The 12,802-nt window shown below is 65.8% G+C and carries 12 protein-coding genes and 1 tRNA gene; 4 read left to right on the top strand and 9 right to left on the bottom strand.

The features are described 5' to 3' along the window. Positions 1–978, top strand: coding sequence for a selenoneine biosynthesis selenosugar synthase SenB (gene senB, locus TBD_RS03105; protein ID WP_011311126.1), 978 nt, complete (start codon positions 1–3; stop codon positions 976–978). Here the strand turns inward: senB and TBD_RS03100 are convergent. Continuing rightward, positions 975–1,643 carry a tetratricopeptide repeat protein gene (locus TBD_RS03100; protein WP_011311125.1) on the bottom strand — a complete coding sequence of 223 codons (669 nt, stop codon included), beginning with the start codon at positions 1,641–1,643 and terminating at the stop codon, positions 975–977. The two genes, senB and TBD_RS03100, sit on opposite strands and share 4 nt — an antisense overlap. A 90-nt stretch (positions 1,644–1,733) precedes the next feature. On the opposite strand from TBD_RS03100, the gene ycaO reads away from it, so the two are divergent. Further along, positions 1,734–3,449, top strand: a complete 1,716-nt coding sequence (ycaO, locus tag TBD_RS03095; RefSeq protein WP_081430022.1) for a 30S ribosomal protein S12 methylthiotransferase accessory factor YcaO — start codon at positions 1,734–1,736, stop codon at positions 3,447–3,449. Positions 3,450–3,456: 7 nt separating this feature from the next. Beyond that, positions 3,457–4,305 carry a PA4780 family RIO1-like protein kinase gene (locus TBD_RS03090; protein ID WP_011311123.1) on the top strand — a complete coding sequence of 283 codons (849 nt, stop codon included), beginning with the start codon at positions 3,457–3,459 and terminating at the stop codon, positions 4,303–4,305. A 46-nt stretch (positions 4,306–4,351) separates the two neighbouring features. Here the strand turns inward: TBD_RS03090 and TBD_RS14730 are convergent, their stop codons facing one another. The 3 genes from TBD_RS14730 to rnr all read right to left on the bottom strand — a co-directional run bounded on the left by TBD_RS14730 (position 4,352) and on the right by rnr (position 8,069). Next, positions 4,352–4,885, bottom strand: coding sequence for a hypothetical protein (locus TBD_RS14730; RefSeq protein WP_011311122.1), 534 nt, complete (start codon positions 4,883–4,885; stop codon positions 4,352–4,354). Between the two features lie 146 nt (positions 4,886–5,031). After that, a complete protein-coding gene (rlmB, locus tag TBD_RS03080; RefSeq protein ID WP_011311121.1) occupies positions 5,032–5,796 on the bottom strand; it encodes a 23S rRNA (guanosine(2251)-2'-O)-methyltransferase RlmB in 765 nt (254 codons plus the stop codon). After that, on the bottom strand, positions 5,793–8,069 hold the full coding sequence (gene rnr, locus TBD_RS03075; RefSeq protein ID WP_011311120.1) for a ribonuclease R: 2,277 nt from the start codon (positions 8,067–8,069) through the stop codon (positions 5,793–5,795). The genes rlmB and rnr overlap by 4 nt, the downstream gene beginning before the upstream one ends. 49 nt (positions 8,070–8,118) lie before the next feature. Here rnr and TBD_RS03070 point away from each other — a divergent pair. Then, a tRNA-Leu gene (locus tag TBD_RS03070) sits at positions 8,119–8,205 on the top strand. A 64-nt stretch (positions 8,206–8,269) separates the two neighbouring features. On the opposite strand, the gene TBD_RS03065 is transcribed toward TBD_RS03070, so the two are convergent. The 5 genes from TBD_RS03065 to hflK are packed head-to-tail and all read right to left on the bottom strand — an operon-like array spanning position 8,270 to position 12,800. Continuing rightward, entirely contained in the window at positions 8,270–9,568 is a 1,299-nt protein-coding gene (locus TBD_RS03065) for an adenylosuccinate synthase (RefSeq protein WP_011311119.1), read from the bottom strand. Positions 9,569–9,582: 14 nt separating this feature from the next. Continuing rightward, a complete protein-coding gene (locus TBD_RS03060) occupies positions 9,583–10,548 on the bottom strand; it encodes an ATP phosphoribosyltransferase regulatory subunit (protein ID WP_011311118.1) in 966 nt (321 codons plus the stop codon). A gap of 1 nt (position 10,549) precedes the next feature. Then, on the bottom strand, positions 10,550–10,738 hold the full coding sequence (locus tag TBD_RS03055; RefSeq protein WP_011311117.1) for a DUF2065 domain-containing protein: 189 nt from the start codon (positions 10,736–10,738) through the stop codon (positions 10,550–10,552). Beyond that, the gene (hflC, locus tag TBD_RS03050; protein ID WP_011311116.1) at positions 10,735–11,616 is read right to left on the bottom strand and encodes a protease modulator HflC; all 882 of its coding nucleotides are present in this window, start codon (positions 11,614–11,616) and stop codon (positions 10,735–10,737) included. The genes TBD_RS03055 and hflC overlap by 4 nt, the downstream gene beginning before the upstream one ends. Then, entirely contained in the window at positions 11,613–12,800 is a 1,188-nt protein-coding gene (gene hflK / locus TBD_RS03045) for an FtsH protease activity modulator HflK (protein WP_011311115.1), read from the bottom strand. The genes hflC and hflK overlap by 4 nt, the downstream gene beginning before the upstream one ends. Positions 12,801–12,802: the final 2 nt, after the last annotated feature.

The following is a 12,802-nucleotide window of genomic DNA, read 5'->3' as shown; positions in this document are numbered from 1 at the left end:
ATGCGCATCGCCCTCATCACCCCTTACGGCCGGGAGCATCGCAACGGCAACTGGCACACGGCCGCGCGCTGGGCGCGCTTCCTGCGCGAGGCTGGACACGAGGTCCGGGTGCAGGTCGCCTGGGACGGCCGTCCGGCCGATCTGATGCTGGCGCTGCACGCGCGCCGCAGTTTCGATTCGATCCGCGCGTTCGCCGACCGCTTTCCGAGCCGCCCCCTGTTGGTGGCCCTGACCGGCACCGACCTCTACCGAGACATTCACGAAGACGCCAATGCCCAGCAGTCGCTCGAGCTCGCGCACCGCCTGATCGTGCTGCAGGAGCGCGGCGCCGACGAGCTCCCGCCGCATCTCACGGCCCGTACGCGCGTGATCTATCAGTCCGCGCCGGACATCAGCCGCCGCCGCGCGACGCGCGACGTGTTCGACGTCGTCGTGATCGGCCACCTGCGCGCGGAAAAGGATCCCTTCCGGGCGGCGCTCGCCACCGCCTACCTGCCCGAGCACTCGCAGGCGCGGGTGACTCACCTCGGCAGCGCCCTCGGCGAGGAGATGGCGGCGACGGCGGAAATGGCGCAATACAAGCTCCCGCGCTGGACCTGGCGCGGCGAGGTACCGCACCGGTCGGTGCTCGAGCACCTGGCGCGCGCGCACCTGATGGTCATCAGCTCGGTGATGGAAGGCGGCGCCAACGTGATCTGCGAAGCGCTCGCCGCCGACGTACCGGTTCTCGCGTCCTACATGCCGGGCAACATCGGCATGCTTGGCGAGGACTATCCCGGCTATTTTCCGGTGGGCGACGAACGCGAACTCGCCAAGCTGCTGTCGAAGGCCGAGAACGATCCGGACTTCTATTCGGCGCTCGTCGAACACGCCCGCCGCCGCCGTTCGCTGATGCGGCCGGAGCACGAAGCGAGCCGCCTGCGCCAGGTCGTCGCCGAATTCGAGCAGCGGCAGCCGAGAAGACGCCCGCGTCCCTAGCCGGTTTCGAGCAGGATATCGAACATGCGCTTGCGTTCGGCGCGGCTCAATGAGCGCAGCACGCGCAGCGCGTCGCGAGCGACGCGTTCGTCGCGCGTGATCGCGTATTCGAGCGCGAGCGCGTGCCACACGGCCGCGAGCTGCGGGTCGGTCGCGTGCAGCCGGTCGAGAGCGCGGGCGACGCCCGCGTCTCCCTTCGCAAGATAGAAGGTGAGCCCGAGGTTGTGCCACGCGGCGACGTAGTCGGGCGCACGCTCGGCCGCGGCGCGATAGGCGAGCATCGCCGCGCGCGAATCGCCGCTGTCGCGGTAGGCGTTGCCGAGGTTGTTGAGGGCAAAGACGTCACCCGGCGCGAGACGCAGGTTTTGCCGATACGCCTCGATCGCCTCCGGGTAGCGACCCTGTTCGGCGAGCGCTCGCCCCTGTATGAACCACGCGAGCGGGTTGTCGGGGTCGCCGCGCGCCCAATTCTCGCCCCACGCCAACAGGCCCGCCCAGTCGCGGCGTTTTTCGAAGACCCGCGCGTGCCGGACCCACTCCGCCTGCGGCCGGGCCGCCAGGGCGGCCTCGTCGCCGTCGAGCGCGAAGGTGCGAACCTCGGCCACGGCCGGGGCGGCCGGGAGCAACGCGCACAGAGCCAGCAACACGAACAATCGCTTGGACATCAGCTTCCTCGGACCTGGAGATCGGCTTGATTTTACGCCGCGCTTGACGCGTCGCTTATGCTGTCGGTCATGACTTCCATCGATGACGCAATGAACGCCCCCGAACATTTCATTCCCGGCAAGGACGCCTCGCTCGAAGCCTCGATCGCCACCCTGCATGCCAAGCTCGAGGCGATCGGCTTCCATGTCGAGGAGCGCTCCTGGCTCAACCCGGTCGAGGGCGTGTGGTCGGTGCACATCCGCGACCGCGACTGCCCCCTGCTGTTCACCAACGGCAAGGGCGGCTCGGAACTCGCGGCGCGGGCGAGCGCACTCGGCGAATTCTTCGAGCGGCTGTCGACCAATTATTTCTGGACCCACTTCTATCTGGGCGACACGATCGCCAACCGGCACTACGTCCACCACCCCGAGGAGCGCTGGTTCGAACTGGGCGACGGCAACGCCTGGCCGAAAGGCCTGCTCACGCCCGAACTGCAGAGGCTCTACGACCCGGATCGGGCCGTGCGCGCCGCCCAACTGATCGACCTCAATTCCGGCAACGCCGATCGTGGCATCTGCGCCATCCCCTACCAGCGGCTCGCCGACGGCGAAACCGTGTATTTCCCGGTCAACCTAATCGGCAACCTCTACGTCAGCAACGGCATGTCGGCCGGCAACACGCTGAAGGAAGCGCGGGCGCAGGCGCTCGCCGAAATCTTCGAGCGCAACGTCAAGTTCCGCATCATCCGCGATGGCCTCTGCCTGCCCGACGTCCCCGCGGCCGTGATCGACCGTTATCCACGCATCGCGGCCGGCATCCGCGGGCTGCGCGAAGCGGGCTTCGGCATTCTGGTCAAGGACGCCTCGCTCGGCGGCCGCTACCCGGTCATGAACGTCACCCTGCTGCATCCGGACGACCAAGGCTGCTTCGCGAGCTTCGGCGCGCACCCGCGCTTCGAGGTCGCGCTCGAGCGCGCCTTGACCGAGTTGTTGCAAGGCCGCGCGCTCGATTCGCTCGAGGGCTTCCCGGCGCCGGGCTTCGACGAGTCGGAGATCGCCGATCCGCAGAATCTGGAAATCCACTTCGTCGACTCCAGCGGCGTGATTTCCTGGCGCTTCCTGCGCGACACGCCCGACTTCGAATTCGTCGACTGGAATTTCGCCACCACCACCGACGAGGATTACCGCTGGTCGGTCGACGCGCTGCATGCGGAAGGCCACGAGATCTACGTCGCGGATTTCACCCACCTCGGCGTCTACGCCTGTCGCATCCTGGTGCCGGGGGTATCCGAGATCTACCCCTTCGAGGAACTCGAATTCGAGAACAACAGCGTCGGCAACCTGATCCGTCCGGCGCTCGCGCGCCTGCCCGAGCTTTCCGACGACGAATGCGCCGAGCTGCTCGATCTGATCGGCGAACTCGAACTCGCCGACGACCGCCTGGTGAGCGTGCTGATCGGCCTCGCCCCGGATCCCGACTCGCCGTGGACCGACCTGCGCGTCGGCGAGTTGAAGTTGTTGCTCGCGCTGGCGATCGGCGACGACGACGCGATCCTCGAAGGCTGCGCCTGGATCGCCCAGTACGGCCAGCGCAGCGATACGCGCCTCAAGGTCTACCGCTGCATCGCCGACCTCGTCCAGCTCGACGACCCGGGTGCGTTCGAGCCGGCGCTGGCGCTGCTGTATGGCCGCGAGACGCTGGCACAGGCGTTCGCGCTCTACAACCAGGACGAGCGTTTCTTCGGGCTGACCACGCTGGGCGACGACTTCGAGGGCAGCGCGATCCACCGGCGCCTGCTGGAGGCGTACCGCAAGGTGCGCGGCTAAAGCCCAAATGAAGATCCCCAGGCGGCTCGAACCCCTGCTCGAAGACGGCCTGATCGACGGCGTCGTGCGTCAGCTCATGAGCGGCAAGGAGGCGATGGTCTTCGCCGTGCGCTGCGGCGACGAAATCCGCTGCGCCAAGGTCTACAAGGAAGCCAACAAGCGCAGCTTCCGCCAGGCCGTCGACTACACCGAGAACCGCAAGACCAAGAACAGCCGCCAGGCACGCGCCATGGCCAAGGGCAGCAAGTACGGCCGCCAGATGCAGGAAGCCGCCTGGCAGAGCGCCGAAGTCGACGCGTTATACCGACTCGCCGCTGCCGGCGTACGCGTGCCCACGCCTTATAACTTCCATGAAGGCGTGCTGCTGATGGAACTGGTCGCCGATGCCGACGGCAACGCCGCGCCCCGGCTCAACGACGTGTCGTTCACCGAAGGCGAAGCGCTCGCCCACCACCAAACGTTAATCAGGGAAGTCGTGCGCATGCTGTGCGCGGGCGTCGTCCACGGTGACCTGTCCGAGTTCAACATCCTCGTCGGTGCCGACGGCCCGGTGATCATCGACCTGCCGCAGGCGGTCGACGCGGCCGGCAACAACCACGCGCAAGCGATGCTGATGCGCGACGTACACAACCTAAGGGGATACTTTGGGCAGTTCGCGCCGGCGCTGCTCACCACGCGCTACGCCGAGGAAATCTGGGCACTCTACGAGCACGGCAGCCTGCATCCCGAGGTCGCGCTCAGCGGCCAGTTCGAGTGTGAAATGCCGCCGGTCGATCTGGAAGGCGTGATGCGGGAGATCGACGACGCGCGAGAGCAAGAGGCGGCGCGCCTGTTGCGCTTGCAGGAACTGTCGTAAAAACGCCCCGGTTCGGCCGGGGCGTATGGCTCGGGTTCAGCCCAGTTTACTTGGCGCGGGGCATTGGACCGCTCATGCCCTGGTGCTGCATCATCTGGTCCATCATCATCTGCATCATGTCCATGCGCTGTTCCATGCGGCGCTGGCGCAGTTCCATCATCTCGGGCGACATCTGCCCCATGCCGCTTCCCGCGCCCATGCCGCCACCCGGGCCCATGCGGCCGCCCGGCCCCATCGCTCCGCCGGGGCCCATTCCGCCCTGCATGCCCATCCCCCCCATCATCATGCCTCGCCCCATACCTCCGCGGCCCATCATCGCGTTCATGCCTTCGTGCATGGTCGTCCAGTGCTCCTCTAGGATTTTCTGGCGTTCTTTCGGATCCTGGGTCTTGCTCAGGCGCTGCATCTGGTCCTGCATCTTCTTGTAGCGTTCCTGCATCGCCGCGTAATACTTCTCCATCTCCGCATCGCTGGGCGCTGCGGCGGTCGCGTTACCTGATTTCGCCGGCGCTTGCGCAGCCGCCATGGGGGCGGCGAGCGCGAGCACCGTCATCCCTGCGATCGTCCACTGGGTACGCATCACTCTTCTCCTTTACGTTGAACGCCCTTCGGGCACAGGGTCCGACCCCGGACTTCGTTTGACGAGCCGGACAAGCTTTCAACATAGTCCGTTTTTGGAGTCGGAATCGGAGGACTGCCCCCGCGCGACGGCGCAGCTGCCGCCGTCTACTGCCGCGTCGACGCGTGTCCTCGTTGCCGGGCGGTCTCGTACAGGCAGAGCGCCGCCGAGACCGACACGTTGAGGCTCTCGACCGTGCCGCCGATGGGGATGCGCGCGACCTGATCGCAACGCTGCTTGACCAGGCGGCGGATGCCCGCGCCCTCGGCGCCGAGCACCCATGCGACGCCGCTCCTGACGTCGATGCCGGACAGCGGCTGCTCGCCGTCCATGTCGGCCGCGATGACCCAGATGTCGTGTTCCTTCAACTCCTCGATCGTGCGCGCGAGGTTGGTCACCATGAGGTAGGGGACGGTGTCCGCCGCGCCCGAGGCGACCTTCTCGACCGTGGCGTTGATGCCGACCGCGTTGTCCTTCGGCGCGATGACGGCATGCGCGCCGAAGGCGTCGGCCGAGCGCAGGATCGCGCCGAGGTTGTGCGGATCCGTGACGCCGTCGAGGATGACGAGAAGCGGCGGGCCTTCGATGCTTTCGAGCACTTCGTCGAGCGAGTGCGTCAGCGCGACCGGCTTGACGCGGGCGACGACGCCCTGGTGCTTGGCGGCCTTGCCGACCAGGCGCCCGAGACGGTCGGCCTCGACCTGGGCGAGCTTGACTCCGCTGTCGCGCGCCTGATGCACGAGATCGCGGGCGCGGGCGTCACGCCGCGTGAGATCGAGGTAGATTTCGAGCACGCCCGCCGGATCGTGCCGGAGCCGGGCGAGCACGGCATGGAAACCGTAGATGAGTCTTTCGGCAGGCTTCTCGCTCATTTCTTCTTGCCGCCGCCGCGTGTCTTGCTGCGTTTCTTCTTCGGCGCGACGCTCTCCTCGGGCTGGGTCGCAGTCTCGATCGTCTCGACGAGGCTGAAGTCGATCTTGCTGGTCTCGATGTCGGCGCGCATCACCTTGATGCGCACGCGGTCGCCGAGCCGATATCTTTTTCCGGTCCGTTCGCCGAGCATCATGTGCTTGGCCTGGTCGTAGTGGAAGTAATCCTGGCCGAGCTCCGAGACGTGGACGAGGCCCTCGATGAAAATCTCGTCGATCGCGACGAACATGCCGAAGCTCGTCACCGCGCTGACGGTGCCGTCGTATTCGTCGCCGATGCGGTCCTGCATGAAGTAGGTCTTGAGCCAGGCGTCGACGTCGCGCGTCGCGTCGTCGGCGCGGCGTTCGGTCATCGAGCAGTGGGCGCCGATTTCCGCGAGGCCCTTGGCCGGCAGTTTCTCGCCGTTGAGCACGGCCTTGATGCCACGGTGCACCAGCAGGTCAGGATAGCGCCGGATCGGCGAGGTGAAATGGGTGTAGGCCTCGTAGGCCAGGCCGAAGTGGCCCTTGTTGTCGGGGCTGTAGATCGCCTGCCTGAGCGAGCGCAGCATGACGGTCTGCAGCAGGCCGTGGTCCGGCCGGTCCTTGATGTTTTCGAGCAGCGCGGCGTAATCCTTGGCGTGTGGCTTGTCGCCGCCGCCGAGATCGAGACCGAATTCCGCCAGAAAGCCGCGCAGCGCAGTCAGCTTTTCGGGCGTCGGCCCCTCGTGCACGCGGAACAGGGCGGGCTGCTTGTTCTCGTGCAGGAAGTCAGACGCGCAGACGTTGGCCGCAAGCATGCATTCCTCGATGATGCGATGGGCATCGTTGCGGATCACCGGCACGATCTCCTTGATCTTGCCGTTGTCGTCGAAAACGATCTGCGTCTCGGTCGAGCCGAAATCGATCGCGCCGCGCTTGGCGCGCGCCTTGAGCAGCGTGCGGAACAGTTTGTCGAGCGCTTCGAGGTGCGGCATCAGCGCGGCGTGTTTCTTTTCCGGCTTGGCAGCGCCGGAGAGCCAGTCCCACACCTGGTTGTAGGTCAGGCGCGCGTGCGAATGGATGACCGCCGGATAGAAGCGGTATTCCTTGATGTTGCCGGCGGTCGTGATGCGCATGTCGCAGACCATCGACAGGCGGTCGACCTCGGGGTTGAGCGAGCACAGGCCGTTCGACAGCGCCTCGGGCAGCATCGGAATGACGCGGCGCGGGAAGTAGACCGAGTTGCCGCGGTTGAAGCCCTCGCTGTCGAGCGCGTCGCGCGGATGAACGTAATGGCTGACATCGGCGATCGCGACGACCAGGCGGTAGCCGCTGCGCCCGAGCGGTTCGCAGTAGACGGCGTCATCGAAGTCGCGGGCGGTCTCGCCGTCGATCGTGACGAGCGGCAGCTGGCGGATGTCCTCGCGCCCGGCAAGATCCTTTTTCAGCACCTTGTTCGGCAACTTCGACGCCTGCGCTTCGACCTCGGGTGGGAAGACGTAGGGCAGATCGTGCTTGCGCAACGCGATCTCGATTTCCATGCCGGGGCCGGTGAAACTGCCGAGCACTTCGGTGACCCGGCCGACGGCCTCGTTGTGCGCGCCGGGCTGGCTGACGATCTCGACCGTCACCACCTGGCCGGACTTGGCGTTCCCCGCGTTTTCGGGCGGCACCAGGATGTCCTGGTTGATACGGCGGTTTTCGGCGATCAGGAAGCCGACCCCGCCCTCGAGGTAGTAACGGCCGACGACGAATTTGTTGACGTGCTCGAGCACCTCGACGATCTTGGCCTCGCGCCGCCCGCGGCGGTCGAAGCCGGCGACGCGCACGAGCACCTTGTCGCCGTGCAGCACGCGATGCATTTCCTTGGGCGAGAGGAAGAGGTCGTCGCCGCCTTCCTCGGGAACGACGAAGCCGAAGCCGTCAGGGTGACCCTCGACGCGGCCCTTGATCAGATCGAGCTTGTCGGGCAGGCAGAGCTGGCGCTTGCGGTTCAGCATCAGCTGGCCGTCGCGCTGCATCGCGCCGAGACGGCGCTGGAACAAGTCGCGCTCGGCTTCGGTGATCTGGAGCTGTTCGGCGAACGCGTCGACGTCGAGCGGGCAGCCCGCGTCGCTCAGCAGTTGCAGGATGTACTCGCGGCTCGGAAGCGGTGATTCGTAGCGCTCGGTTTCGCGCGCATAGAACGGATCGGCGAGACGGATCGCGGGGACCTGGTGTTTCGCGCCGCGGCTGCGTGATTTACTGGAAGACATCTTCTTCGTTGACAATTGATTTATGGCTCTCTAAAATGCGCGCCTTCATGCCCAGATGGCGGAATTGGTAGACGCACTAGGTTCAGGTCCTAGCGGTGGCAACACTGTGGAGGTTCGAGTCCTCTTCTGGGCACCAGACGCTGCAAGTAAAAAGCCGACCTCGTGTCGGCTTTTTACTTTTTCGGACTCTATTCTAGCCATCAGGCCTCGTAGGGGTGACGACGCACGATCGTCTCGACACGGTCGGGCCCCGTCGAGACGACGTCGACCGGCACTTCGCACAGTTCTTCCATCCGCTTGAGATAGGTCTGCGCCTTCTGCGGCAGCTTGTCGAACATCTGCACGCCCACCGTCGTGTCGCTCCAGCCGGGCAGATCTTCGTAGATCGGCTCGACGTTGGTGATCGACTCGGCGCCGACCGGCAAGATGTCGCAGGCCTCGCCGTCGATTTTATAGCCGACGCAGACGCGCACGGTCTCCAGCCCGTCGAGCACGTCGAGCTTGGTCACGCACAAACCCGAGACGCCGTTGATCTGGATCGAGCGCTTGAGCGCGGCGGCGTCGAACCATCCGCAGCGGCGCTGGCGGCCGGTGGTCGCGCCGAATTCGTGGCCCTTCTCGCCCAGATACTGGCCGACGTCGTCGAACAGTTCGGTCGGGAAGGGGCCGGAACCGACGCGCGTCGTGTAGGCCTTGGTGATGCCGAGCACGTAGTGCATCGCCGACGGGCCGACGCCGGACCCCGTCGCGGCACCGCCCGCGGTGCAGTTCGACGAGGTCACGAAGGGATACGTGCCGTGATCGATATCCAACAGCGTGCCCTGCGCGCCCTCGAACAGGAGATTGCCGCCCGCCTTGTTCGCCTCGTAGAGGCTGCGCGGCACGTCGGCGACCATCGGCTTCAGCCGCTCGGCCATCGCCATCATGCCGTCGAGCGTCTGGTTGAAGCTCACCACTTCGACCTTGTAGTAGTTCTTCAGCATGAAGTTGTGGTGGTCGAGCACCTCGCCGAGCTTGGCGGCGAAGCGCTCCCGATGGAACAGGTCCTGCAGGCGCAGCGCGCGGCGTGCGACCTTGTCCTCGTAGGCCGGCCCGATGCCGCGCCCGGTCGTGCCGATCTTGCCGGCGCCCTTGGCGATCTCGCGCGCCTGGTCGAGCGCAACGTGGTGCGGCATGATCAGCGGGCAGGCCTCGCTGATCTTCAGGCGGCTCGCGACGTCGACGCCCGCGGCCTCGAGCATGTCCATTTCCTTCAGCAGCGCATCCGGGGCAAGCACAACGCCGTTGCCGATGTAGCAGGTGACGTTGTCGCGCAGGATGCCCGACGGGATCAGGTGCAGCACCGTCTTCTTGCCGCCCACCACCAGCGTGTGGCCTGCATTGTGGCCGCCCTGAAAGCGCACGACGCCCTGCGCGCGGTCGGTCAGCCAATCGACGATCTTGCCCTTGCCTTCATCGCCCCATTGGGTGCCGATGACGACGACGTTTTTTGCTGCCATGGTTGGAATCTCCCTTATTCTGAAGCCGAGCCGGCAACGACCAGCTCGCGTAAATCCATACTGAAGCCGGTCGCCGGACGCGCCCGTCCGAACACGCGGCCGACCTCGTCGTAGCGCCCACCCTGTGCGATGGCATGGCTGCGTCCGCGGGTATAGGCCGCGAACACCACGCCGCTGTGGTAGCCGTAGCCGCGCAGCTCGGCAAGGTCGTAGGCGAGTTCGACACCGCCGAGCGCCTGGTCGAGCGACACCAGCGTATCGAGCGCCGCGGCGACGGCCGGGAGGTGCGGCAAGCGGGCACGCGCCTCGGCCAGCACCTCACGGCCGCCATACAGCTGCGGCAGCGCCGCGAACGCGTCGCGCAGCGCCATCGGCAGACCTGCCGTGAGCACGTCGACCGCACTCGCGTCCTTCGCCTGCAGCGCGCAGAACAGCTCGTGCTCGGTCGCGTTGTCGAACCCGGCTTCCTGCGCCAGCGCGCGGTAGACGCCGACGTGCCCGACGTCGAGTTGTACGCCCTCGACCCCGCACGCCGCCAGCCCCTGCAGCATCAGGCTGAGGATTTCGAGGTCGGCTTCGATGCCGGCGTCGCCGTAGACCTCGGCGCCGATCTGGATCGGTTCGCGCGAACGGTGAAAGCCGTCGGACTGGGTGTGCAGGACGCTGCCGGTGTAACACAGGCGGTTGATCGCGTTGGCACCTAGCAGGTGGGCATCAATGCGCGCGACCTGAGGCGTGATGTCGGCACGCACCGCCATGAGACGGCCGGAGAGCTGATCGACCAGCTTGAACGTCTTGAGGTCGAGATCGGCGCCGACGCCGGTCAGCAGCGACTCGACGTACTCGATGAGCGGCGGGATCACGAGCTGATAGCCGCGCTCGCGGAACAGGTCGAGCAGCGCGCGCCGCATCGCTTCGAGGCGCCAGGCCTGTGGCGGCAGCACATCCTCGACGTTTTCGGGCAGCAACCAGGCAGTCATTTCAATTCGACAACATCAACAAAAAAACGCCACCCAGCATCGAGGTGGCTCCAATGAAACGCAGCTGACCGTCGCGCAGTGCCAGCATCCTGCTGAAACCCTCGCGCCAGAGCGCCGGCGCGGCGAACGGCAGGAGACCTTCGAGCAGAAGCAACAGCCCGGCAGCCGCCAGCCAGTCGATGCCGCTCACTGCGCGCCGGACGCCCGCGGGTTCTTCATGTACTTGAAGAAGTCGGCGCTGGGATCGAGCACCAGTACGTCGCTCTTGTTCTTGAAGCTGTCGCGATAGGCCTGCATGCTGCGGTAGAACGCATAGAACTCGGGGTTCCTGCCATAGGCCGCGGCGTACACCGAGGCCGCTCTGGCGTCACCTTCACCCTTCACTCGCTGCGCGTCCCGATACGCTTCGGCGACGATCACGTCTTTCTGCTTGTCGGCGTCGGCCTTGATCTTTTCGGCTTCGGCCGCACCGGTCGAACGCAGTTCGTTGGCGACCTGCTTGCGCTCGGCTTCCATCCGCCGATAGACGTTTTCCGAAACGCTTTCGGGCAGGTCGACGCGCTTGATGCGGACGTCGACCACCTGCACGCCGATCTTGCGCGCGTCGGTATCGGCCTTGGCGCGGATGATGCTCATGATCTCCTCGCGGCGTCCCGAAACGACCTCGTTGACCGTGCGTTTGCCGAACTCGGCGCGCAGCCCGTCGTTGACCGTCTGATTAAGCCGGATCTGCGCCCGCATCTCGTCGCCGCCGACCGACACGTAAAACTGCTTGGCATCGAAGACGCGCCATTTGATGAACGAATCGACGAGGACGTTTTTCTTTTCCGAGGTAATGAAACGTTCGGGATCGGCCGAGTCGAGCGTGAGGATGCGCGTATCGAAATAGCGCACGTTCTGCACGAGCGGCAGCTTGAAATAAAGGCCCGGCGTCTTCTTCACCGCCACCACTTCACCGAGTTGGAACACCAGCGCGTTCTGCCGCTGGTCGACCGTGTACATGCTTCCGCTCAGGATCACCAGCGCCACGACCAGCGCGATCAGCAGCGTACCAATATTCCTGCTCATGGCCGCTCCTCCCGGTCACGTCCGCCCAGGCTGTCGCGCGTACGCGCAGCCGCCGCGGGCGGCGCCGCGGTCGGCGATCCCAAGGCTTCGGGCAGCGCACTGCCGGGCTGGCCGACAATCTGCTGCAACTTGTCGAGCGGCAGATACAACAGGCTGTTGCCGCCCTTCTGGTCGACGAGCACTTTGCTGCTGTTGTTCATGACGGTCTGCATGGTGTCGAGGTAGAGCCGCTGGCGCGTCACTTGCGGCGCCTTCTGGTATTCGTCGAGTATCTGCGCGAAGCGGCTCGCCTCACCCTGGGCGTTGGCGATTACCGCGAGCTTGTAGCCTTCGGCTTCCTCCTTGAGGCGCGAGGCAAGGCCGCGGGCGCGCGGAACGACGTCGTTCGAATACGCCTCGGCTTCGTTCTTCAGGCGCTCGCGGTCCTGGCCCGCTTTGACGGCGTCGTCGAACGCGGCCTGCACCTGCTCGGGCGGCTGGATGTTCTGCAGCGTCACCTGGCTGATGCTGATGCCGGTCTTGTAGCGGTCGAGTATCTGCTGCATCAGCAGCTTGGCGCGCGCGGCGATGTCCGCCCGGCCTTCGTACAGCACGTAGTCCATCTTGTTCTTGCCGACGATTTCGCGCATCGCGGTTTCCGCAACCTGCAGCACCGTGTCTTCGGGGGCGCGGTTGATGAAGAGGAAATCCTGCGGGTCCTTGAGAATGTACTGCACCGCGAACTGCAGATCGATGATGTTCTCGTCGTCGGTCAGCATCAGCGACTCCTTGAGCACCTTGCTGCGGACGTTGTTGCGATAGCCGATCTCGACCGTACGCACCTGGTCGACGTTGACCATCTCGCGCGATTCGATCGGCCACGGCAGATGCCAGCGCGGTCCCGGGTCGGTCGTCTCGACGTACTTGCCGAAGCGGAGGACGACGCCGCGCTGGCCGGTGTCGACGATGTAGAACCCGCTCGCGATCCAGATCATCACCAGCGCGCCGATGAGCAGTCCGACGAAGTTGCCGCCCCCCGGCATGTTGGAAGGCAGGCCGTCGCCGCCCCCGCCTCCGCGCGGCGAGCGGTTGCCGAACATGCCGCCGAGGCGCTGGTTCAGGCGCCGCCAAAGCTCGTCCAGATCGGGCGGACCGCTGTTGTTGCGGTTGCCCTTGTTGCCCCATTGCGGGTCGTTCCAGGCCATAT

Source organism: Thiobacillus denitrificans ATCC 25259, assembly GCF_000012745.1.
Classification (GTDB): domain Bacteria; phylum Pseudomonadota; class Gammaproteobacteria; order Burkholderiales; family Thiobacillaceae; genus Thiobacillus; species Thiobacillus denitrificans_B.
Note: the sequence above shows the minus strand (reverse complement) of the source record. Positions and strands in the feature narration are given on the sequence as shown.